Raw genomic sequence first — 22,947 nt, 5'->3', positions numbered from 1 at the left:
CGTCCACCGGTCCGCGCACGCCGGTCCACCCATCCGCGTACGGCAAGCCCGCCGGTCCGCGTCCACCGGTCCGCGCACGCCGGTCCACCCATCCGCGTACGGCAAGCCCGCCGGTCCGCCGGCCGGGCGGTGGCAGGGGGCGGGTGGCATGGGAGGGCGGGCACCGGCCTTTCGGGGGCCGGTGCCCGCCCTTGTTCCTCCGCGCGGGTCAGGCCGGGGGTGCGGCGGTGAACTCCTGCCCGGGGCGCTGCTCCTTGAGTGCGGCCCGGCGTACCTTGCCGGAGGCGGTACGGGGCAGTGCGGGGGCGAATTCCAGCACCCGTACCCGTTTTTCCGGCGGCAGTTCGGCGTCGGCGGCCTCCAGAAGGAGTTCGGCGGTCAGCGGGCCGGGGTCGAAGCCCGCGGCGGGCACCACGTATGCCTTGGGCACCCACATGCCCACCGGGTCGGGCACCGGTACCACCGCGGCGTCGGCGACGGCCGGCTGGCGCAGCAGGACCTGCTCCAGTTCGAGCGGGGAGATGCGGTGGTCGAAGGACTTGAACATGTCGTCGGCGCGGCTGAGGTAGGACAGGCTGCCGTCCTGGTGGCGCAGGGCGAGGTCGCCGGTGCGGTACAGGCCGCCGGCGAACGCGCGGGCGGTGCGCTGCGGATCGCCGCTGTAGCCGCGCATCACTCCTGCCGGGCGGTCGCCGGCCAGGTCCAGGCACAGCTCGCCGGGCCGGCCGTCGGGCACGGGCCGGCCGGTGTCGGGGTCGAGCAGGACGACGCGGTAGCCGGGCAGCGGGCGGCCCATGCGGCCGGGGACGGCCCGGGCGCCGGGGGTGGTCCCGATCTGGGCGGTGGTCTCGGTCTGGCCGAAACCGTCGCGCAGTTCGATCCCCCAGCGTTCGCGTACCGTCTCGATCAGCTCGGCGTCCAGCGGCTCGCCGGCCGAGACCGCTTCGCGCAGCCCGGGCGGGGCGGAGCCCAGGCCGGCGGCCAGCAGGCCCCGCCAGACGGTGGGCGGTGCGCAGAACGTGGTGGGCCGGCGGGTGCGCAGCACGTCGAGGATCCGCGGTGCGGTGGCGTCCTGGGCGGGCAGGGCGAGGACGGTGGCCTCGGCGTTGAAGGGTACGAAGAACGAGCTCCAGGCGTGCTTGGCCCAGCCCGGCAGGGAGATGTTGAGGTGGAGGTCGCCGGGGGTGACGCCGTTCCAGTACATGCCCGACAGGTGGCCGACGGGGTAGCTGGTGTGGGTGTGTTCGACCATCTTGGGCGCGGAGGTGGTGCCGGAGGTGAAGTAGCGGAACAGCGGGGCGTCGGCGTCGGTGGGGCCGTCGGGCGTGAAGCGGGCGGGGGTGCGGTGGGAGTCGTCGTAGTCGAGCCAGCCCTCGACGGCGCCGCCGACGCTGATGGCGGTCCACCGTCCGGCCGGGGTGAAGCGGCCGGTGATGGCGGCTTCGGCGATCACGTGGCGGACCTGTCCGCGGGTGATGCGGTCGGCGAGTTCGGCCGGGGTGGCGGTGGTGTAGGTGGGGATGACGACGGCGCCGAGTTTGATGGCGGCGAGCATCGTCTCCCAGACCGCTTCGCGGTTGGACAGGGCCAGCAAGACCGCCTCGCCGCGGCGTACGCCCTGCTCGCGCAGCCAGGCGGCGACCTGGTCGGAGCGGGCGGCGAGCTGCGCGTAGGTGAGGATCCGGTCGGTCTGCGGGCCGCCGGGGCCGATCAGGTGCAGGGCGGGGCGCGGGTTGTCGCGGGCGATGACGTCGAACCAGTCCAGCGCCCAGTTGAACTGGGTCAACTCCGGCCAGCGGAAAGCGGCGTGGGCGGCGTCGAGGTCCTCGCGGTGTGCCAGGAGTGTGTCGCGGGCGTGGCGGAAGGCCGCGGTGGCGGACGAGTCGGCAGCGGCCGGGGCAGGGGATGCGGCGGCAGGAGCGGCCGGGCCGGTAGCGGCGGCGGTGGCGGGTGCCGGGCCGGTCGTGGTGGCGGGTGCCGGGCCGGTGGCGGTGGTGGTGGCCGGGGGGTAGGTCATGAGGTGCTCCGTGCCTGGCCGGCGGTGGCGAGGGGCCGCGGGCCGGTCGTGGGGTCGAGCAGGGCGAGGGCGAGGGCGTCGGCGTCCCGGTAGAACAGGGTGCGGCCGGTGCCGGGGCGGCTGGAGCCGACCTGGGTGAACCAGCGGGTGTGTTCGGTGGGGATGCCGAGGGCGAACAGGCCGGGCCGGGGGGTGCCGTGGGTGTCGCGGACGTGGAAGGGGGCCGGGGTGACGTCCAGGCCGCCGGTCTCGTGGGTGCTGTCGGGGCCGTGGATGGTGAAGGAGCGCACCAGGCCCTCGCTCAGGAGCTGGCGGGTCAGCACCGAGGTGTCGCGGTGCAGGTCGGGGGTGGGGATGCGGGCGTCGATGAGGACGGTGGCCAGGCGGCCGGAGCCGGCGACCTGCGCGGAGGACACCGAGAACGCCGCGCGCTCGTGGTCGGGGGTGAACACGGTGCCCGGTCCGGCGACCTCGACGACGCCCTGGGCGATCAGGGCGTAGAGCTGCTCGACCCTCTCCAGCGGCGGGCCGGCCGACAGCAGGGCGTTCATCGGCAGGAATCCCCGCTCGAAGTCGCCGGTGTGGGAGGCGGGCAGCAGGCCGGCGAAGTCGACGGCTTCGCGGACGGTGTTGCGGATGTCGCGCAGGACGTCGAGGGCGGCCTTGAGGGGGCCGTCGAAGTTGCCGAGCGCGGCCTGGTCGAGGTCGTGGCGCATGACCTGGAGCAGGACGCGGCGGAAGTGGTCGGGGCCGGTGAACCGGGCCTGCTCGAAGGGGCGGGCCAGGCGCTTGAGGTCCAGCGGCTCCAGGTCCCCCAGCCCCGCCTCGCGCAGCAGGCCGCTGACGTCGTGCCCGCGGTGCAGCGCGTCGGCCAGCGCGCGGGCGAACACCTCACCCTCCCCCGCGGCACCCTCACCGGCACCGGCACCGGCACCGGCGCTGGCAGTGGTGGTGGGGCGGGTGCGGTGGGCGGTGGCGTAGTAGACGTAGGCCACTTCCGACAGCAGCAGGGGCAGGACGTCCTCGGCGAAGTCGAGCTGGCTGCTGCCGGTGGTGGCCGCGCGGGCCGCACGGGCGGCGGTGAGGGCCGCGGAGGTGAGGAAGAGCGGCCGGTGGCTGTGGTCGGCCGGCTTCTGGTTGCGGCCCCGCGCCGGGATCGGCAGCCCGCTGCGGGAGCCGGCCACGATGTGGGGCTCGCGGCCGGAGGGCACGTACGCGTAGGTGCCGTCGGCGGCCGCCTTGAACACCCCGCCGCGGCCCACGGTCAGCGAGAGCATCACGTCGTAGAAGGACAGGCCCAGTCCGCGGATGGCGACGGTGCTGCCCGCGGGGATGGTCTCCTCCCCCAGCGGCATGTCCGCGGCCGAGTCGCCGCGCAGGTAGTGCACCTGGGGGTGACGGGCGGCGAAGTGTTCCATGGCGGCGTCGAAGGAGTCGGCGGCGTTGCGCGGGTGTCCCGTCGTCAGCGCCACCCGGTCCACCGCGAGCGTTCCGGCGCCGCCGTCCAGGTCCAGCAGGAAGGTGCCGTCGGACTGCGGGCGCAGGGCTGTCACGGCCGCCTTGCGGGCGATGAGTTCCACGCCCGCGGGCAGCGCCGCCACGATGGAGTGGTAGACGGCCTTGAGGTAGTGGCCGTACTGCGCGCGGGTGGCGTAGTCGTTGGGCCCGGGCGGTACCTGCCCCGGGGCGGCGGTGGCCGCCAGCCACTGGCCCAGCGACGGGCCGGCGCCCGGCCGGGCCGGGCCGCCGTCACTGTCGCCGGAGTACATCGTGATCTGGCTGACGACGGTGTTCATCGTGAACCACGGATCCTGGTCGGTGCGCCAGACCCGGCCCGCACCTATCTCGGTGTTGTCGATGAGATGGATACGCACCCGGCGCTCGTCCCGGCGCTCCTGGACGAGGCGGCAGGCCAGGCGCTCGAGGACGGACAGGCCGCGGGGGCCGCTGCCGATGACGGCGATGTCGAGGGGGGCGGGGCTGGAGAGCACAGGCAGTCCTTGAGGTCGCGGATTCGAACGGGCCGGGCACACGGCACCGGGCAGGCGGGCACTGCCACTGCGCAGCACCGCGGTGTCACGTCACACCAGGCACAACAAGCAGGCCTAATGGGGCGAGGGGTTGTGCGGGTCGTACGGCGTGACCGGTCGTACGGGTCGTACGGGTACGGCGGGTCGTACGGGTCGTACGGGTCGCGCAGGTGGTACGGGTGGTGCGGGTCGTACGGGTGGTGCGGGTCGTACGGGTACGGCGGGTCGGGCAGGTGGTGCGGGTCGGGCAGGTGGTGCGGGTGGGGCGCGGGCGGCGTGGGAAGGCGGCCGGCCGGGCCGTACCCCCGCATGCCGGGGCCGGCGGCGCGGGCCGTGCGGCGTTCCGCGGGCCTGGAGGGGGCCGGGCGCGGTGCGCGGGGGTGTGCCCGCGAAGGGGGGCGGCCGGCCGGCGGCCTGGCGCGCGGGCTGACGTGGCGCGGGTGCGCAGCGTGGGGCTCGGGCCGGGCGGGGGCGGGCTGGTGCGTCGGCGGGCGTGGGGTGTGCGGCGGTGCTTCACCGGGGGCTGGGTGGGTGGGGGTCAGAGTGCGGGGGCGGTGGTGGTGGTCAGGGCGGCCTGGTCGTAGGTGTTCTGGACGTGGCCGAGCATGTGGAGCAGGTCCTCCGCGCGCAGGCTCGAGGGGCCGCCCGCGTTACGGGCGGCGGTGACGGGCATGGCGCCGGCCCGCAGCCACTGCAGGCTGCCGCGGGCGTCGATGAAGCTGCGGGCCCGCTGGGCGTTGTCGGCGTGCAGGCAGTACGGCACGTCCAGGACACCGCGGGCGAACGCCTTCACCAGGGCCTGGCCGGCATCGGGATGCAGCTCCAGGACGGCCTCCACCAGGGCGCGGGCTTCGGCCAGGACACCGTACTCGCCGTCGGGCCGGCCGGCCGGCGGCGCGGTGTGCGCGGCGTGGGCGGCTTCCTGGAGGGCGGTGATGTTGTCGGCGATCGTGGGGATGCGGTGGGCCTCGGCGGGTGTCTTGACGATCATCCGCTCGGTGCCGGTGACCGCGGCCAGCCGGGCACTGTCGCGCAGCAGTTCCAGCGCGCCCTCCACGGTACGCGGGAAGACTCCCATGTAGCTGTAGAGGACGACGTGCCAGTCGATGCCGTCGAGGTGTTCGCCGGCCAGCGTCCGCAGCGCGTGCAGGGCCTCGATGTCCTGGGCGCGGCTGGTCTGCTGGGCGTAGCTGAGGGAGACGCTGTTCAGTCCGCGCTGGCGGAAGAAGACGCATTCCAGGACCGACAGGGCCACCAGCAGGCTCGGGGGGCACAGCTGGCCGAGCATGCAGCCGCCGAAGCTTTCCAGGTGGCTTCCCGGGCGGGAGGCCAGCAGGTCGCAGCTGCGGGCCCAGTTGTCGACCGACTCGGCCAGCGGGGTACGGCTGTAGGGCAGGCAGTAGGAGACGGGGCCGCCTTCGGTGGCGTCCAGGCCCGCGTCCAGGAGGGTCTGGATGATGTCGTAGGGCCGGGCCGAGCCGTGGCGGACCTGGACGGCGAAGCCCTCACCGGGCGGCGCGTAGGTGCGCAGGAGTTCCCGTGTCACCGCCGGGCCGTGGGCGACGATCGGGAAGCCGTTGAGGTCGGCGCCGCCCGCCAGGGCGCGGCGGGCGGAGGCGTGATCTCCCACACGGGTGTAGCTGTCCAGGGTGATGGTGCCCACCACCCGGGCCCGGGCCTGGCGGACCGCGGCGAGCCCTTGGCCCATCTCCTGAACGGTGGGCATGCCCATCCGGGGCTGGACCACCAGGACACCGTCCTGGCGCGCCCGGCCCACCGCTGAGGCGAACGCACCCAGCGGCGCCGCACCCGCGGAGGGCGGCGCAGCGGACGACGGCACCACAGGGCCGGCAGGCGGAACCAGAGCGGAGGACGGTCCGCCGCCGGCGGCGGGCCGCGGCGTACTGCCGGGGGACCGCGGCGGCGGGACGGGGAGGGCGGGCTGCGGGTTCACCGCGCACCAGCCCCTTCGAGCACGGCGGCGCCGGCCAGGTAGTGGCGGAAGGGTGCGATACCGGCGGCGTCTTCGAAGACGGCGTCGAAACCGGCCTCCATCAACGCGGCGCTGTGGGACTCGCCCTCGGCGCCGCGGATGCCGAGCTTGCCTCCGATGACGACCTTCAGGTCGCTGAGGTCGGGCTCTTCCCGCAGGCGCCTGATGAGACGGCTGCCGTCCAGCGCCCCGTGTCCGTTGACGCTGGAGACGACGACCATGTCCGGCCGCAGACGGCGGCACTCGGCGATCAGCAGCTCGTCGGGCACGCAGGCGCCGATGTTGGTGACCTGGTGGCCGAGGTCTTCCAGGAGCAGCTGGAGGAAGACGAGGTTCCAGGTGTGGGAGTCGGAGGAGACGCTGGAGACCAGGACGCGCCGGGAGCCGGAACGGGCCGGCGTGGCCGTCGGGGAGGGTGCGGGCACAGACATGGGGTTCTTTCCGGTGGCGTGGACGCGGACGGGCGGAGAGGAAGGAGACGGGGCCGGCCAGTCAGGGCGTGGCATCGCGCGGCCCCGTCGCCTTCCGGTCACACGGCGGCGCTCACGCCGACGGGGCGGATCTCCCTGCCCGGCACCCGGGCCTCGGCCGGCCTGGTACGGATGGCCAGCACGGTGCAGCCGGTACGGCTGGACATCTGGTGCTCGGTCCCGGGGCCCTCGACGATCAGGTCGCCCTTGACGTAGGAGGGGCCGTCGCTGTGGTCGAGTACTCCGTCAAGTACGAGCATCAGCTCGTAGCCCAGGTGCTCGTGGAAGTCACCGTGGGCACCGGGCGGGAAGCGCAGCAGCAGACCGACGGAGTCTTCGTTCTTCTCCTGGTCCGGGGCCCACAGAACGGCGTGCTCCACGCTGACTCGGCCCGGCTCGCTCCAGGTGGTCCACTCCAGCTCGTTCAGGTCGAACCCGCTGCGGAACACGTTCTGGACGTAGAGGACGTTATCCATGATCTCCCTCACGCTCTCCTTCGACACGGCTGAAATCCGGCCGCACTGAAAGGCTATGAGCAGCAAATCAATTCGATTCGAATGTTTCCGATAGGAGATATCGGGGTAACAGATGGACCCCCGGCGGGACTTGACAGACTATTCGCCGGGCGGCGCGAAAAGCACGTCCCTGCGAGGGGTAATCGGCGATACCGAAAAGGCCGGCGGCCCTGCCGAAGCGGCGATTCCCGCCCCGCTATTCGGCCCGGCAAAGACGCACACCCCGCCAGGCCGCGGCGGTCCCGGCCCGCCACGCGCCCGGCGGCCAGGCCCCCGCCGCCCTACCGGACGGCCCGGCCCCGGCCCGCCACCCGCACCCCCGCCGGAGGGCGGGGGCGGGGCGGGGGGGCGCTCCGGGCGGACCCCGTACCGCAGAGGCGGCATACCGGTGGAACGCCGGCAGGGATGGAAGGGCCGGCAGGGATGGCGCGCCGGCAGGGATGGAAGGCCGGCAGGGATGGCGCGCCGTACGGTGCCGGACGCCGGACGCCGGACGCCGGCGGCGCGGTCGCGGGGCGAGCGCGGCGGGAGCGCGCCGGCCGCGGGGGGGCGCCGCCCGCAGGCGGTACGCGCAGCCGCCGCACCGATACCGAAGGCCCCTGCGCGGGCGGCTGGTTGACCGGCTGCCCCCGGGGATCCGGCAGAGGGGCGGCTGTGCGGGCGCCCGGGCCGCCCGGCAACCGGCAGGGCGAAGGACGGGTGGCAGGGCCCGCACCGGCAGCCCCGGGCCGGCCACCGCGTGGAGCTTGGACCGCGGGCAGGGCACCCCGCCCCGCTGGACGAAACCCCCGGCCAGGACACCGGTCGCCCCGGGCACGCCCGCGAGGCGGTAGACGAAACCCCCCGTCCAGGAGGCCGGCTGCCCCGGCGCGCCCGCGACGTCGGCAACTGAAGGCTCTGCGGCGGCGGCCACCACCGGGATGCCACGGACCCGGGGGCCGAGGGTCCGAGGGGGCGGGGGGCGGGGTGTCCGGGGGGCCGGGGTCCGGGGGGGCCGGGGTCCGGGGGGGGCGGGGCCGCAGGCTGCCGGCAGGGCGGGAACCGGAGGCAGGGCCAGCTTGAAGGGCCGCGGCCGAGCCGTCCGGCGGCCGGGCCGACCGGGCCGACCGGGCCGGAAGGGAGCCGATCCGCCCGGGTGCCGGAGGCCCGGGTGCCGGAGGCCGGCGGCCCGGGTGCCGGGTGCTTCGACAGCCCCGGCCCAGGGCCGGCAGTCGCCCGCGTACCGAAGGCAGCCGGCCGCCCCGGGCACCCCCCGGACCTGGCAGCCCGGGACAGCCCAAAGGGCCCCGGCCGGGCGGCCGGTGGGGGGCGGGGCCCGCAGGCCCGGCTCTTCGCGGCCGGGCCGGCTGACTGCCCCCGTGCCCCGGTGTGCGGGAGGCGCGGCGCCTGGGAGGCCCGGGGGGCGGGGAGGCCGGGCGGCTGACGGTCCGGGCATCCGCAGGGCCGGGAGCCCGTCCGGCCGGCTGCCCGCGGGCCCGGGCCTGCAGACCGACGCGGCTGCCCGGCGGCCGGCCCGGTGGCCGGGGTGGGGCGGCGGCCGCTGACCGGGTGGTTATGAGGCGATCTGGCGCAGTGGGCGGCCGTCTGCCGGGTGGCTGTTGAGGACGCTCAGGGAGGTGACGGCGGCGATGCGGTCGGTGCCGGCCGCGGGTAACGGCAGGCGGCGCATGAGTTCCAGGACCGAGCGGGCGGCGCGGCTGAGGTGTTCGGGCTGGGCGTAGAGGACCCGTACGTCCAGTTCGCACGAGGGCAGGGTCGGGATGACGGCCAGGTGCTGGGCGGCCAGGGAGGGTTCGGGCGGCAGCATCGCCACGCCGTAGCCGGAGCGGGCCAGTTCGCGTACGCCGCCGACCGAGCCGGCCTCGATGACCGGTGCGTCGATGCCGTAGCGGCTGCGCAGGGCGGCGAGCAGCGGCAGGTGGCAGGTGCATTCGGCGTTGATGGTCAGCACGCGGACGCTGCGCAGGGCGCGGGCGAGGTCGCCGGCGGCCGCCAGGGAAGGGGAGCCGACCGGTACCAGCGGCAGGGAGGGCAGCTTCTCGGCGGTCACCTCCGCCGGCAGGGGCGGCGCGCCTTCCTCCAGCGCCACCAGCGCCAGGGGCAGTTCGCCGCGCAGGACGGCCTCGGCGACGTTCAGGACGCTGGTGGCGCGCGGGGAGACCTGCACTTTGGGGTAGCGGTAGCGGGTTTCGCGGATGAGGTGGCCCACGCGCTGTTCCATGAGCAGCGGGTCCGCCCCCAGCGGTACCCGGCCCTCGGCCTCGGCGCCCGGGTGCAGCGCCCCGGACAGTTCGTTCACGGTCTGGAAAATACGTTCGGTGTATTCTTTGACGATCTCACCGTGCGGGGTGAGACGGACGCCGTGCGGAAGCCGGCGGAACAATGGGTAACCGAGTTTCGTTTCCAGTGCTTTGATGTGGCTCGTGACGCTCGACTGGGCATATCCGAGGTTACGGGCCGCTTTCGAGACGTTGCCCTGCTGGGCGACTTCTCTGAATGTCCGCAGGTGGTTAAATGCGAGATCCAATACCATTGCTGTCCCCAAGAGTGAGAGATCTTGCGTCCAAAACGCGCCGCGGGCGGCTGATGCAGCCGCCCTGGGCGCAGTTCGCCGGTCTGTTCTGCGAGAACGCTCCTCCGGGCCGTGCCGGTTCTCCTGCCACTCGCCCCCGAGCACCAGCACGCCGTACCCTGCCGCTAAGCGCTGCCCTAACGCATCGCTGCGGATACCCCCGTTAGTCATGGGATCCTGGCATGCCGTCGCGTCGATCGGCAAGTCGTCCCCGCATCAACGACGTCGAAGGAACCTGGATGTCCCCCCACGCTCCCCTCGCCCCTCACCCGCCCGCCGAAGGACCGCCGCTGCTGGGCGAGCCGCTGGCCCTGGAGTTCGTCAACACCCACTACGCCGTACGCGGCTGCCTGCGCGACGGGCTGGCCGGCACCCGGGAACTGGCATGGTGGCTGTGGGCGTGTCGCGAACGGTTCGCGACCGTGCTCAGCGAGGAACACCTGGCCCGGATCGGGCCCTCGGACGTGATGTGCTTCCAGCAGCTACGCGACGCCGCCCGCCGCCTGATCGAGGCCCAGACCCTCGGCCAGGCCCCCGACCCGCGGGACATCGCCCAGGTCAACCGGGCCGGCGGCCTGGGCCGTTCCTGGCCCGTCCTGGTCTGGGAGAACGACGGCCGGCCCCACGCCGTCCCCACCGGCGCGTGCGGGCCGCTGCTGGAATGCCAGGCCGAACTCGCCCACGAAACCGTCCGCCTGATCACCTCCCCCACCCTCACCGTCAAACCCTGCCTCGCCCCCGGCTGCGTCCTGTACTTCGAACGCACCCCGCCCCGCCGTGAATGGTGCTCACCCGGCTGCGGCAACCGCGCCCGCGCCGCCCGCCACTACAACCGCCACCGCAACCCCACCCCACCCCCCGCACACCCCTGACCCCCACCCCCACACCCCTGCACACCCCTGACCCCCACCCCCACACCCCTGCACCCGGCCCCGCGACACCAGCCGCACCCCTACCCGCCCGCCCGCCAGGCCCACCCGCCCACCCACCGGCCACCCCCAGGGCCGGCCCACCCACCCCCCAGGGCCGGCACGCCACCAGCACCGGCCGCCCCCCACCCCAGCCACCCCCCGCCCAGGCCGCCCCGCCCAGGCCGCCCCGCCCAGGCCGCCGCGGCCACCCTCCCCACGACACCCCCCTCCCTGCCCGGCCACCGCGCCCACGACACCCCCCGCCCGCCCGGCCACCACACACCCTCACGCCCCCCGGCACGGCCACCGCCCAAGGCCCACGGCCCGGGGCCGAGAGCGCCGAACCGCCCAGCCCCGGCCCACCACCCGAGGCACGGGGGCGGGGCCGAGAGCGCCGATCCACGGGGGCCGAGGGGCTTGCCGGTTCGCCCGGGCCCCGCCCACGGCGATGACCGGATCCCCGGGCCCCGCCCCCGGAAGGAGACACAGCCGCCGGCCGCCACCGCCGGCCACGGCCCGGCCACCGCCGGCCACGGCCCGGCCACCGCCGACGACGGCCCGGCACACACCCGGCGGCGGGACCGGGCGGCGCGCGAGTGCCTCACCCGTGCACGACGGCACCGCCCCGCACCCGCCCGCCCCTCCCCCGCCGGCCACCCCGCCTCCACCCCCCACACCCCCCAGGCTCTAACGGTTCATCCCCACACACCCATTACAACCGGCTGACGTGCCGGTATCGGATTCCCGTATATCAGCCATCTGAGACGTGATCAGGAACAAGCCCCGCCCGGCCCTAACGTCATCACCACCGGGCCGGCCGGCCAACCAGCCGCCGGCCCCCGCCCCGCCCGGCCCACCCGGCACCCGCCCACAGCGCCCGGGACGCGCGACCGACACCCCCGGCACACCCCCGGGAGGAACACCGCGCGCAAGAGGGGGGCGGCCCGCCGTCCCACAGACAAGGACCCTTGATGCACTCCACACGCCCCAGCCGCCGCCTGGCCAAGACCGCCGCCGCCGGCCTCGTCCTGGCCGCCGCCCTTGCCACCACCCCCGCCGGCGCCGCCTCCCTGGACACCGACACCCCCGACGCCCGCTCCACCCCCGACCGCGTCCTGTACTGGAACAACGCCATCCTCGACGCCTTCCGCAAGGTCGGCGGCACCCCGGGCCCCCTCACCCGCGGCGGAGCGATGATGAACATCGCCATCTACGACGCCGTCAACTCCATCAACACCATCGGCAAGCCCTACCTCACCAAGGACACCACCGCCGCCGGCAAGTACGGAGCCCTCGACTCCGCCGTCGACCACGCCGCCTACACCGCGCTGAAGAACGCCTTCCCCTCCGTCGACTTCACCACCGCATACAACAACGCCCGCGCCCTGCCCGACCGCGGCACCCCCGCCGACCGCCAGTACGGCCAGCAGCTCGGCACCAAGACCGCCCAGGCGATCATCGCCCACCGCACCGGCGACGGCTCCACCGACACCACCCCCTACACCCCCACCACCGGCCCCGGCCACTGGATACCCGCCCCCGGCAAGCCCGTCGGCGCCCCCAACTGGGGCAACGTCAAGCCCTTCGCCCTGACCAGCGGATCCGAACTCCGCCCCGCCAAGCCCGCCGGCTTCACCACCCCCCAAGACATGCTCAAGAGCCCCCAATACGCCGCCCAGGTCAACGAGATCAAGGCCATCGGCGGCAAGAACTCCACCCAGCGCACCCCCGAACAGACCCAGATCGCCCACTACTGGGCCAACGACGTCGACGGCACCTACAAGCCCGTCGGCCAGCAGTACGACCACACCATCGCCATCTACAAGAAGTACCGCCCCTACGGCCAGTCCTACGACTCCGCCAAACTCTTCACCAAGATGTCCGTCTCCCTCGCCGACGCCGCCATCGCCATCTGGGACTCCAAGTTCAACACCGACTGGGACCTCTGGCGCCCCCAGCACGCCATCAACCACGCCGACCAGGTCCCCAACCCCGACCTCACCGCCGACCCCACCTGGCAGCCCCTCGAAAAAGACACCACCGGCAACAGCTTCAGCCCCAACTTCCCCACCTACGTCTCCGGCCACTCCGGCATCGCCGCCGCCTGGGCCGGCGCACTGAAAAACCACTTCGGCCGCGACGACCTCACCTTCACCGCCGGCACCGACGACCCCTACGCCAAGGGCATCACCCGCACCTTCACCTCCCTCACCGCCGCCGCCCAGGAAAAAGCCGACAGCCGCAAGTACATCGGCGTCCACCTCGACTGGGACAACACCACCGCCCTCACCCTCGGCTACAACGTAGCCACCAAAACCACCACCCGCTTCTAACCCCCACAACCACACCCCCCACAACCACACACCCACAACCCCAACCACACACCGGTGTGCCGGACCACCCCCGGCACACCCCCCACCCGACACCACACAACACCGGCACCAGCCAGCCCAACCACACCCGGAGTACACATGACCGACACCGCGGCCCACGCGGCCCCCACACCGGCCGGCAGCCCGGCCCCCACCGCGGGCCGCCGGCTGTCCAGTAAGGCGCCCGTCCGACCCGCTCCACGCGTCATCCTGATCTCCACCCTTGCCGCGGCCGTCTCGCTCACCGCGATCGTCGCCACCGGCGTCCTCCTCGACCAGCACATGCTGGTACCTCCGCTCGCCGCCAGCGCCGCCCTCGTATTCGGCGCCCCCGCCCTCCCCCTCGCTCAGCCCCGCAGCGTCATCGGCGGCCAGCTCGTCTCCGCCCTCACCGGATTCGCCACCCTCGCGGTGGTCGGCACGTCCACCTGGGCCGCCGCGCTCGCCGGCGGCCTGGCCCTCGGCGCGATGATGGCCGCCCGCACTCCGCATTCCCCCGCTGCCGCCACTGCTGTCATCGTCGTCGTCACCCAGCCCCCCACCTGGCTCTTCCTCGCTCTGCTCGCCCTCGCCACCCTTATCATCACCGCCACCGGAGTCATCCGCTCCGCTCTGGAACGCAGTACCCCCCGCTATCCGATCTACTGGTGGTGACCGACCGCGATGACCAGCCGTTACGCGCAGATCCTGTTCACGTCCGCCGTTCAGCACCACCAGAACACCGCCGGCAGCGCCCGTGCCTACCAACGCATGGCACATGCCCAGGGCCCCGAGCCCGACCGACTGGGCCCCGACGAACAGCAGTTCATCCAGGAACGCGACAGCTTCTACATGGCCAGCGTCAACACCGACGGCTGGCCTTATGTCCAGCACCGCGGCGGCCCCCCTGGCTTCCTCCACCCCGTGGACCCGACCACCCTCGCCTACGCCGACTACCGCGGGAACCGCCAATACATCACCAACGGCAACCTCGACGACAACCCCCGCGTCGCCCTCATCCTTACCGACTACACCACCCGATCCCGACTCAAGATCATCGGCCACGCCGCCACCCAGCCCCCCGCCGCCCACCCTCACCTCACCCAGCAGCTCACCCAGTCATCCACCCAAACGGAGACCCGTCCGCCCGTCGTCGAACGCCTCGTCCTCATCACCATCGAAGCCTTCGACTGGAACTGCCCTCAGCACATCACCCCCCGCTACACCCTCGCCGAACTCCACCAAGCCCTGGAACCCATCCGCACCCGTATCGACCGCCTGGAGCACGACAACGACGTCCTCCGCCGCGCCCTCGCCGAACACGGAGTTGCCGACCCCACCATCCAGGGCATGACGGCGGACGAAGCGGGGTGAAGGAGCCCGGCGCGCCCCGGAGATCACGCAGCCGACACGCGCGCTCCCCGAGCGCCCGGCGACCCACCGACCCCATGTCGGCCGGTGCCCGTCGCCATGCGGTCAGGGAGGTCCGCCATCGTCGGCCTGCTGCTCGTGGCGCAGTTCCGTGAGGTCGGGCAGACGGTCGAGGCCCCGTACGGGCTGGCGCATGCGGTGGTTGTGCTCCAGAAGGGCGCGGTGGCGGTCGATGAAGGCCCAGTAGCCCCGTGTGTAAGGGCAGGCTGTTTCTCCGACTCTGTCGCCCGGCCGATAGACACAAGGGCCACACAGATCACTCATCCGATGCACGTAGGCGCCGCCGGACGTGTACGGCTTGGTGGTCATCCGACCCCCGTCGGCGTACTGGGACATCCCGACGACGTTGGGCACCATGACCCAGTCGTAGCCGTCCACGAAGCAACGGTGGAACCAGTCCGTGAGCGCGGCAGGGTCCCATCCCTGCTGCAGGGCGTAACTGCCCAGGACCATCAGGCGCGGGATGTGGTGCGTCCATCCGGTGTCTCGCACCTGCGCCATCACGGTATGCAGGCAGCGCGCGCGTACGTCGTCGGCGTCGAGGGCGTTCCACCACTCCGGCAGCGGCGCGCTGTGCCGGAGCACGTTGGATCGCCTGTAGTCCTCTCCGAAGTGCCAGTACACCTGCCACACGTACTCGCGCCATCCCGCGATCTGCCGGATGAAGCCCTCGACACTGTTGAGGGGCGCTGTCCCGTCGCGCCAAGCGGCCTCCGCCGCCTCCACACACTCGGCCGGGTCCAGAAGGCCCAGGTTGAGGGAGGAGGAGAGCAGGCTGTGGCTCATGACCGGGTCGGCGGCGAGCATGGCGTCCTCGTACGGCCCGAAGGCGGCGAGCCGGTGCTCGATGAAGCGGTTCAGGGCCCTCAGCGCCTCGGTGCGGGTCGCGGGAAAAAGTCGTGGACCGTCCCGGCCGACGAACGACACGTCGCCCTTCTTCTCCCACTGGTCCAGGTCGTGGCGTACCTGTTCGTCGATCTCGTCCTCACGCGGACGGTAGGGGGCGCCAACCGGGAGAGCGGTTTCCTTTCTCGGTGGGGGCCTGCGGTTGTCGTGGTCGTAGTTCCAGTGGCCGCCGACCGGGGCATCGCCGTCCATCAGCAGGCCGTGTCCGCGCCTCACCCAACGGTAGAACGTCTCCTGCCGCAGGTGATCGCCGCCCTGGCCGTCCGCCCACGCGGCGAAATCCTCCATCGGGACGAGGAATCCCCGCGCGGGGCCGATCTCCACCTGGGGCAGGGATCGTACGAGTCTGAGGGCGGCGTATGACGTCGGGTGATGGACGGTCAGGGACGGGCCGGTCGCCACCCGTGCCAGTGCCTCACGGTAGGTGTCGGCGCGAAGGTAGGTGACCCTGTCACCGAGCTCGGCCGCGCGGTGGCGCATGGCGGAAAGCACCAGGTGCGCCTTGGCCCGGTGGAAGCGCCTGCGCCGGAACACCGACCGCGCCTCGATCATCAGCAGCGGTTCGTCGACGGCGGGCCCTGCCGCACCCCTCGTCAAGAAGTGCGGGCCCAGCTGATCACCGAAGAGCCAGTGCACAAGCGCGCTCCCTTGCCTTGGGGCCGTCGCACGCGAGTACTGCACCGAACCGTCCCCGCGATCGACCCAGACGCCCAGTGAACCAGGCGACCTCCCACGCGGGCGGGCGACAGGGCCGTCCACATGCGCCTTCGCCGATCGCCCCGTGATCCGGTGAGCGGACTCGGCTGCCGAGCCGATCCGGCACCCGCCATCGGGCCGGGCCGCGGGCTCCGGCTACCGGTCCGACATGCCGCTTGCCCTCGCCCCTCCAGCCCAGAGCGCCTCCGGGCGGACAGCCGTCAGGCTGCACTCTGGGGCGTCTCGACTCTGACGCCGCCGCACGTTTCTGCCGTCCCGACCTGTGCCTTACTGCACGGTGGCGGGCGGTGAGGTCCATCGCGGAGAAACGCGCCGTCGTGGTTGCGCAGGGCGAGACGGTCGCGGTGCAGCACGTCGAGGACATCGAGGATGTGTCCTGTACCGCGCACCAGGCGCCACATTTCGGAGATGTGCACGGTGTCGCCCGGCCGCGCGTACGTGAGCACCACGCTATTCCTCGCCTCTGTCGGCGCATTGGACCCGTGCTGTCATCTAACCCCGTCGTCATCCTCCATCGGATCTCACTGAATCTGAGCCGCCATCAGGTCCCGGAAAGTCCGGGTTCATTGGACGCCCGCCATGCCTGTCGTCATTCGTTCGTTTGCTGACAGGCGGAGTGCGCGCCCCGACAGCCAGACTGCGAGCAGGCGTTTCCTCGGCAGGACCGCACGCGAGCTGGCGAGGCCGGGTGGTTCGGCCGTCAGGGCTGCCCACGGGTGGGATGCCAGGTGACCTCCCCGAGAAACTCCTGGAGCAGATGCCGCAGGACGTCGGGGCGTTCCAGGTGTACGTCGTGCCCGGCACCGGGGATGCTCATGGCTGTTGTCCCCGGCTGCCGGCGGAGCATGGCCTCGGACTCCTGGGGAGGGATGATGCCGGACTGGCCCAGGACGGCGAGGACCGGGCATGTGATTTTGGTCCACTCGTCCCAGAAGGAGCGCTGGGCGTTCTCGGCCAGCGAGGCGACCATGACGTCCCGGTCGAAGCGCGGCCACCAGCCGCCGTCGCGTTCCGCAAGCCCGGCGGCCCATCCCTCACCGACCGGGCCGCCGCCGAGGAACTCGGTGGCGGCCTCCCGTGACGGGAACGGTGTCGGCCAGGCGTCGAGCCATCCGCCGATCTCGGCCTGCACGTCTGGGTTCGGGCCGCCGGGACCGGCTTCGACGAGGACGAGTGCGTGCACGAGGTGGGGGTGGGCCGCGGCGGTGAGCAGGGCGGTGTGGCCGCCCAGCGACTGACCTGCCAGGACGGGCCGGTGCAAGTCGAGCTGTTCCAGGACGGCGACGACGTCGGCTACGTAGGCGGCGCGGCTCACCTCGTGCGGGCGGCGTTCGCTGGCGCCGTGGCCGCGCTGGTCGACGGCGACGACCCGGTAGCCCGGACTCAGGGCCCGGGCAAGGGCGTCCCATTCGCCGGCGTGTCCGGCGAGGCCGTGCAGCAGGACGACGGGCGACCCCGAGCCGCCCCAGTCGCGACAGGACAGACGGACGCCGTCGCGTTCCACGGTGCGTTCGGACCAGGTTCCCCGGTCCCCCTTCGGGGCGGGTGGTGCGGTGGCGTGCATCAGAAGCGGAACATCTCCGCGAACCGGCTGAGCAAAGCGGGATCTCCTTCCAGACGCACACTGCCCTCGGAGACCGCTTCGGCGGGGGTCTTGCTGCCGCTCATCAGTTCCATGATCGCCTTGTCGGCAAGCCTTTCGATGACGAGGTCCGGGGCCGGGTGCGTGCCGATGCCGACAGCCAGTTCGCCATCGGTGACCTGCAGGCGGATGGTGAAGTCGTCCACGCGGACTTCAAAGCCGACGGTGCCGCCCTGCGCCGCTTCGGACCGGTAGGTGGTGCGGAAGGACATGGCCACCGACTCCGCGGTGATGGCCTCGCCGGGGCGGGGCGCCGTCATCGTCCGGGCGCCCCAGCGACCTAGCGCGATCAGCGCGGGTTCGAGATCACGTCCGTAGTCGGTGAGTTCGTAGACGACTCCGCGAGCGGGGTGGGGCAACGCCCGGCGGGTCGCCAGTCCCGCCTCTTCGAGCTGCTTGAGGCGGGTCGACAAGATGTTGGTGGGGATGGCGGGCAGTCCGTTGCGCAGGTCCGTATACCGCTGGGGCCCGTTGAGCAGGTTGCGGACGATCAGCATGGCCCACCGTTCGCCAACCATCTCCATCGCGCGGGCCAGGCCGCAGAACTGTCCGTACTCGCGAGTCGCCATGATGCACATCGTAATGCAAGGTTCTGTTGACAAAGTTCACTTGCAAAAGACAAGCTCACTTCTCGTTCGGATGTCGCGAGGTCCGAGAGGGACTCTCACGAGGAGTGATCGCATGACCGCAGGACGCAAGATCGTGGCCGGATGGTTCGTCTCGCTGGACGGAGTCGTGGAAGGCCCGGAGAAAGTGGGGCATGCCCTACACCACAGGTGAGGCGGTCGAGGCGGTGACGCGGCAGTTCGACGATGCCGACACCGCCCTGCTGGGCCGCAGTACTTATGAGATGTGAAGCTCGCTCTTCCCGCACGTCACCAGCGAGCAGATACCCACTGCCGACTGGTTGAACGCCGCGCCGAAGTACGTCGTCTCCTCCACCCTCACCGAGGTCGGTCAGTGGCAGGGCAGCCGCCTGATCACGGGTGACGACATCGTCGGCCGGCTCCGGGACCTCAAGCAGCAGCCCGGCGGCAACATCAACGTCGCGGCAGCAGCACGCTCGTCCAGTGGCTTATGAGTAGCGGCCCGCTGGACGACCTCTCCCTCCAGATCGCCCCCGTCATCGCCGGGGTCGGCCGTACCCTCGCCGACGGCGAGCAGATCCCGATACACCTGGCGGCCACGCGGGCCCTCGACAACGGCGTCATCGAACCCCACTACACCTCCCAGCCCCGCTGACCCGCCAGACCGTTCTGTCCACCCGCGACCAGGAAAGACCTCCGCATGTCCCAGACGCTCAACCCGCCGGCCGCCCTCGAGGTGGCCCCGGCCCGCCCGGCGCCACGGCTCCTGCCGGCCGCCGGGATCGCAGCAGGCCCGCTCTTCCTCGCCGCGGGCCTGGCCCAGGGCCTGACCCGGGACGGGTTCGACTTCACCCGCAACGCTCTGAGCCAGCTCAGCCTCGGTGCCCTCGGCTGGATCCAGGTCACTGCCTTCCTTCTTACCGGCCTGTTGGTCATCGGCGGCGCGATCGCTATACGCCGGGCACTGGGCGATGCACCCGGCGGCACCTGGGCGCCCCGGCTGCTCGGGGTGTTCGGCGCCTCGTTCCTGCTCGCCGGGGTCTTCCATGCCGACCCGGGGACCGGGTTCCCCGCCGGCGCCCCCGCGGACCGGGTCACCTCACTGAGCGCACACGGCACCGTCCACATGCTCAGCGGCACGGTCGGCTACCTCGCGCTGTGCGCCGCGTTCCTCGTGCTCGCCCGGCACTTCGCCGCCCGCCGCCGCGGCTGGGCCCTCGCCTGCCGCCTCGTGCCGGTGGGAGTCCTCACCGGATTCGCGGGCTCCTCCGTCACCGTCCTGGCCTTCACCGCCGGAGCGGGACTCGGCCTGCTCTGGCTCACCGCAGTGTCGGCCCGGCTTCTCACCGCCGCGCCGACACTCCGGCAGTAAGCACGCCCCTGCGGCTTGCAGGGCAGGCGAAAGCACAGCAACCATCCAGGATCACTACACAACGACAGACGGGACACTGCGACATGACCGAACCGGTGCAGGGCCCTGCCAGCTACTTCCCTTCGATCGAGAAGAAATACGGCCGCCCGATCACGGAGTGGAAAGACACCATCCGCTCCTCACCCCTGACCAAGCACATGGAACTCGTCTCCTGGCTCAAGACCGAGCACGGCCTGGGCCACGGCCACGCCAACGCGCTCGTCGCGCACACCCTCGCCGAGAACAGCAGACAGTGAACCGCACGTAATCCCGTACAGGGGACAGACCAGCGGCTTCTCGCAGAATCATCCACGGGAGGCCGCACTGCCTTTCCTGTCCAGGGCGGGCCGGAAACGGGCAAGGCAACACCGGACGCGGATCCCTCGGCCCGCGCGGCTTGTTCGCCTTGTCCCGACCCATGGACTGCTCAACGAGCACTGCCTCCGCTTCGGTTCGGCTGCTGTGCGGGTTCCTCGGAGCCCGGATGCGTCCATTACCAGCTCCCCCAGGGGCAGGTGGGCATATCGCCGATACTCGGTGACCTGCTGGTTCTGCCTGCGATCATCGCGCGCGAGTGCCGATGATCGAATGGCGACCTGGTGATTCGTCGAGTACCGGTAGCTCTTCGACCGCACGGCCACGGGTGGAGGTGGGCCCGTTCTTCACACCACGCGGCGGTCGGCCTGGGCGGACGCCTCCGTACGGGTGCCGTCCGTACATCGCGCAGCCGTCGAATGCCGGCACGCCCAAGTGAAGATCACGATGCGCCACGTAGCCGACCGCGTCGTGGATCGGGCCCCGACGGGACACATCGAGGGCAATATCCAGCACAGGCCGGAACGCAGCACGGTGACGCGCGCGACCCCGCGCCCCGAAGCCGGCTGACCGGTACGGAGCCGCTCGCGCTGTCGTCAGGAGCGCGCCAGCCGGGCCGCGAGATAGGGCGCGGTGGCGCTGCGCCGGTCCCTCGCCACCTTGGCCGGCGGGCCCGCCGCGACCACCCGTCCGCCCGCGTCACCGCCGCCCGGACCGAGGTCGATGACCCAGTCGGCGGTGGCGATCGTGTCCAGGTCGTGCTCGACGAGGACGACCGTGTTGCCGGCGTCGACGAGCCGGTGCAGCTGTCGCAGCAGTAGCGCGATGTCCGAGGGGTGCAGCCCCGCCGTCGGCTCGTCGAGCAGGTAGAGCGCGTGCCCGCGGCGGGCTCGCTGCAGTTCGGTGGCCAGCTTGATGCGTTGCGCCTCTCCGCCGCTGAGTTCCGTCGCGGGCTGGCCAAGCCGCAGGTACCCCAGCCCCACCTCGCGCAGCGTCTCCAGACTGCGGGAGGCGGCGGGGACGGCGGACAGGAACTCGGCGGCGGCGTCGACGGACAGCGCAAGCACGTCCGCGATGTTCTTGCCGCGGTAGGTGACTTCCAGCGTTTCGGCGTTGTACCGAGCGCCCTGGCAGGTCGGGCACGGCGCGTAAGTGCCGGGCAGGAACAGCAGTTCCACCGCCACGAATCCTTCGCCCTGGCAGGTCTCGCACCGTCCTTCGGGCACGTTGAAGGAGAACCGCCCGGCCGAGTAGCCGCGCGCCCTGGCCTCGTCCGTCGCCGCGTAGAGCTTGCGCACCGCGTCGAACATCCCGGTGTACGTGGCCAGGTTGGACCGGGGAGTTCGGCCGATGGGCCGTTGGTCGACCCGGACCAGCCGGTCGAACGACTCGACCCCCGACGCGTCCTGGACATCGACCTCCAGCCGCGCCTCGTCGGGCTCCTCCTCGGGCACGAGTCCGAGGTGGCCGCGGACGACCTCGGCGAGCACCTGCGTCACCAGCGTCGACTTTCCGGAACCGGACACGCCCGTCACCGCCGTCAGTACGCAGAGCGGTACGTCGACGGACACGTCGTGCAGATTGTGGCGGGAGACGCCACTCAGGTGCAGCCAGCCGTGCGGTGTGCGCGGTCGGTGATCGAGCGGCTGGGCGCGCCCGAACAGGTACTGGCCCGTGGCCGACTCCCCGACCCGCTCAAGACCGGCGACCGGGCCGCTGTACAGCACGCGTCCGCCGCCCTCGCCCGCGCCGGGACCGATGTCGACCACCCAGTCCGCCCGTCGTACCACGTCCATGTCGTGTTCCACGACGAACAGCGAGTTGCCCGCCGCCTTGAGGCGGTCCAGCACGTCCAGCAGCGGTTCCGCGTCAGCCGGGTGCAGGCCCGCGGAGGGTTCGTCGAGGACGTAGACGACGCCGAACAGCCCCGAGCGCAGCTGGGTGGCGATCCGCAGGCGTTGCGCCTCGCCCGGCGACAGGGTCGTCGAGCGGCGCCCGAGGCTGAGGTAGCCGAGGCCCAGGTCGAGCAGTACGTCGACCCGCGCGACCAGATCGCCGCAGATCCGGACCGCGACCTCGGTCGTCTCCCCGGAGCGAGCGGTCGACGTGGTGGCGTCGGCCTCGGACCGCCCCGCGACGGGCCGCAGCAGCGCCACGACCTCGGTGAGCGGCATCGCGTTGATCTCGGCGATGGAACGTCCGGCGAAGGTCACGGCGAGCGCCTCGGGCCGCAGTCCGCTGCCGTGGCACGCGGGGCAGGGCACACTCCTGACGAACCGGAGCGCCCGTTCGCGCATCTTCTCGCTCTTGGAGTCGGCGAGGACGTGCATGACGTGCTTGCGGGCGCTCCAGAACTTGCCCTGGTAGCCGTAGTCGACGCGGTCCTCCTCCGGCTCGATGTACACGGAGGGCTGCTCGTCCGTGTACAGCAGCCAGTCCCGGTCCTTCTTCCTGAGCCTGCGCCACGGCCGGTCGATGTCGATTCCCAGGCCGCTCACGACGCTGCGCAGGTTGGCGCCCTGCCAGGCGCCCGGCCAGGCGGCGATCGCCCCCTCGCGGATGCTCAGCGAGGGATCCGGGACGAGCAGGTCCTCGGCGACGTCGTGCACGACGCCCAGTCCGTGGCACTCCGGGCAGGCGCCGGCCGCGGTGTTGGGTGAGAACGACTCGGCTTCCAGCCGTGCGGCCCGCGGCGGATAGGTGCCGGCGCGGGAGTACAGCATGCGCAGCAGATTCGAGAGCGTGGTGAGGGTTCCGACCGTCGAGCGCGAGCTGGGCGACCCACGCCGCTGCTGCAGGGCCACGGCCGGCGGCAGTCCGGTGATCTCCTGCACGTGCGGTGCGCCGACCTGTTGCAACAGCCTTCGGGCGTACGGTGCCACGGACTCGAAGTAGCGCCGCTGGGCCTCCGCGTAGAGCGTGCCGAACGCGAGCGAGGACTTTCCCGAACCGGAGACGCCGGTGAAGGCCACCAGGGCGTCCCGCGGAACGTCGACATCGATGTTCCGCAGGTTGTTCTCACCGGCGCCCCGAACATGCACGAAGGGGTCGGTCGCATTGTCGTTCACCGTTCCTGATT

At 72.4% G+C, this 22,947-nt stretch carries 18 protein-coding genes and 1 pseudogene; 8 read left to right on the top strand and 11 right to left on the bottom strand.

The genetic code is table 11. The features are described from left to right. Positions 1 to 208 precede the first annotated feature (208 nt). From AB0K65_RS25320 to AB0K65_RS25290, 7 genes and pseudogenes are all read right to left on the bottom strand, one after another. A complete protein-coding gene (locus AB0K65_RS25320; RefSeq protein WP_365720246.1) occupies positions 209 to 2,017 on the bottom strand; it encodes an AMP-binding protein in 1,809 nt (602 codons plus the stop codon). Then, on the bottom strand, positions 2,014 to 4,008 hold the full coding sequence (locus AB0K65_RS25315; protein ID WP_365720244.1) for an FAD/NAD(P)-binding protein: 1,995 nt from the start codon (positions 4,006 to 4,008) through the stop codon (positions 2,014 to 2,016). Before AB0K65_RS25315 ends, AB0K65_RS25320 begins: the two co-directional genes overlap by 4 nt. Before the next feature lie 577 nt (positions 4,009 to 4,585). Then, positions 4,586 to 5,887, bottom strand: coding sequence for a methylaspartate mutase (locus tag AB0K65_RS25310; protein ID WP_365720242.1), 1,302 nt, complete (start codon positions 5,885 to 5,887; stop codon positions 4,586 to 4,588). Between the two features lie 110 nt (positions 5,888 to 5,997). After that, positions 5,998 to 6,471 (bottom strand): cobalamin-dependent protein, encoded by a 474-nt coding sequence (locus AB0K65_RS25305; RefSeq protein WP_365720240.1) that lies wholly within the window; start codon positions 6,469 to 6,471, stop codon positions 5,998 to 6,000. A gap of 98 nt (positions 6,472 to 6,569) precedes the next feature. Continuing rightward, entirely contained in the window at positions 6,570 to 6,986 is a 417-nt protein-coding gene (locus tag AB0K65_RS25300) for a cupin domain-containing protein (protein WP_365720238.1), read from the bottom strand. 1,591 nt (positions 6,987 to 8,577) lie between these two features. After that, positions 8,578 to 9,324 (bottom strand): substrate-binding domain-containing protein, encoded by a 747-nt coding sequence (locus AB0K65_RS25295; protein ID WP_365720251.1) that lies wholly within the window; start codon positions 9,322 to 9,324, stop codon positions 8,578 to 8,580. A 48-nt stretch (positions 9,325 to 9,372) separates the two neighbouring features. Continuing rightward, positions 9,373 to 9,558: pseudogene (locus AB0K65_RS25290) on the bottom strand (LysR family transcriptional regulator); the annotation flags it as partial. Positions 9,559 to 9,836: 278 nt separating this feature from the next. Here AB0K65_RS25290 and AB0K65_RS25285 point away from each other — a divergent pair. The 4 genes from AB0K65_RS25285 (at position 9,837) to AB0K65_RS25270 (ending at position 14,233) form a co-directional block, all read left to right on the top strand. Further along, positions 9,837 to 10,469, top strand: coding sequence for a CGNR zinc finger domain-containing protein (locus AB0K65_RS25285; RefSeq protein ID WP_365720236.1), 633 nt, complete (start codon positions 9,837 to 9,839; stop codon positions 10,467 to 10,469). A 1,010-nt stretch (positions 10,470 to 11,479) separates the two neighbouring features. Beyond that, positions 11,480 to 12,841 carry a hypothetical protein gene (locus AB0K65_RS25280; protein ID WP_365720234.1) on the top strand — a complete coding sequence of 454 codons (1,362 nt, stop codon included), beginning with the start codon at positions 11,480 to 11,482 and terminating at the stop codon, positions 12,839 to 12,841. 138 nt (positions 12,842 to 12,979) lie between these two features. Next, complete coding sequence (locus AB0K65_RS25275) at positions 12,980 to 13,534, top strand: HPP family protein (protein ID WP_365720232.1); 555 nt, start codon at positions 12,980 to 12,982, stop codon at positions 13,532 to 13,534. A gap of 9 nt (positions 13,535 to 13,543) precedes the next feature. Then, positions 13,544 to 14,233: a pyridoxamine 5'-phosphate oxidase family protein gene (locus AB0K65_RS25270; RefSeq protein WP_365720230.1), complete on the top strand. Its 690-nt coding sequence runs from the start codon at positions 13,544 to 13,546 to the stop codon at positions 14,231 to 14,233. A gap of 102 nt (positions 14,234 to 14,335) precedes the next feature. Here the strand turns inward: AB0K65_RS25270 and AB0K65_RS25265 are convergent, their stop codons facing one another. The 3 genes from AB0K65_RS25265 to AB0K65_RS25255 all read right to left on the bottom strand — a co-directional run bounded on the left by AB0K65_RS25265 (position 14,336) and on the right by AB0K65_RS25255 (position 18,124). Beyond that, positions 14,336 to 15,832 carry a cryptochrome/photolyase family protein gene (locus AB0K65_RS25265; RefSeq protein ID WP_365720228.1) on the bottom strand — a complete coding sequence of 499 codons (1,497 nt, stop codon included), beginning with the start codon at positions 15,830 to 15,832 and terminating at the stop codon, positions 14,336 to 14,338. A 781-nt stretch (positions 15,833 to 16,613) separates the two neighbouring features. Next, positions 16,614 to 17,477 (bottom strand): alpha/beta hydrolase, encoded by an 864-nt coding sequence (locus AB0K65_RS25260; RefSeq protein ID WP_365720226.1) that lies wholly within the window; start codon positions 17,475 to 17,477, stop codon positions 16,614 to 16,616. Then, a complete protein-coding gene (locus tag AB0K65_RS25255) occupies positions 17,477 to 18,124 on the bottom strand; it encodes a winged helix-turn-helix transcriptional regulator (protein ID WP_365720224.1) in 648 nt (215 codons plus the stop codon). Before AB0K65_RS25255 ends, AB0K65_RS25260 begins: the two co-directional genes overlap by 1 nt. Before the next feature lie 338 nt (positions 18,125 to 18,462). On the opposite strand from AB0K65_RS25255, the gene AB0K65_RS25250 reads away from it, so the two are divergent. From AB0K65_RS25250 to AB0K65_RS25235, 4 genes are all read left to right on the top strand, one after another. Then, positions 18,463 to 18,636: a hypothetical protein gene (locus AB0K65_RS25250; protein WP_365720222.1), complete on the top strand. Its 174-nt coding sequence runs from the start codon at positions 18,463 to 18,465 to the stop codon at positions 18,634 to 18,636. After that, positions 18,633 to 18,797, top strand: a complete 165-nt coding sequence (locus AB0K65_RS25245; protein ID WP_365720220.1) for a hypothetical protein — start codon at positions 18,633 to 18,635, stop codon at positions 18,795 to 18,797. The genes AB0K65_RS25250 and AB0K65_RS25245 overlap by 4 nt, the downstream gene beginning before the upstream one ends. A 45-nt stretch (positions 18,798 to 18,842) precedes the next feature. Next, positions 18,843 to 19,514, top strand: coding sequence for a DUF998 domain-containing protein (locus AB0K65_RS25240; protein ID WP_365720218.1), 672 nt, complete (start codon positions 18,843 to 18,845; stop codon positions 19,512 to 19,514). Between the two features lie 83 nt (positions 19,515 to 19,597). Next, positions 19,598 to 19,810 (top strand): DUF4287 domain-containing protein, encoded by a 213-nt coding sequence (locus AB0K65_RS25235; RefSeq protein ID WP_365720216.1) that lies wholly within the window; start codon positions 19,598 to 19,600, stop codon positions 19,808 to 19,810. Between the two features lie 654 nt (positions 19,811 to 20,464). Here AB0K65_RS25235 and uvrA read toward each other — a convergent pair. Further along, a complete protein-coding gene (gene uvrA / locus AB0K65_RS25230) occupies positions 20,465 to 22,936 on the bottom strand; it encodes an excinuclease ABC subunit UvrA (RefSeq protein ID WP_365720214.1) in 2,472 nt (823 codons plus the stop codon). Between the last annotated feature and the right edge of the window lie 11 nt (positions 22,937 to 22,947).

Origin of the sequence: Streptomyces sp. NPDC053755 (assembly GCF_040677675.1) — a bacterium.
GTDB lineage: Bacteria > Actinomycetota > Actinomycetes > Streptomycetales > Streptomycetaceae > Streptomyces.
The sequence above is the reverse complement of the archived record's forward strand: the minus strand, read 5'-3'. Positions and strand labels throughout refer to the sequence as shown.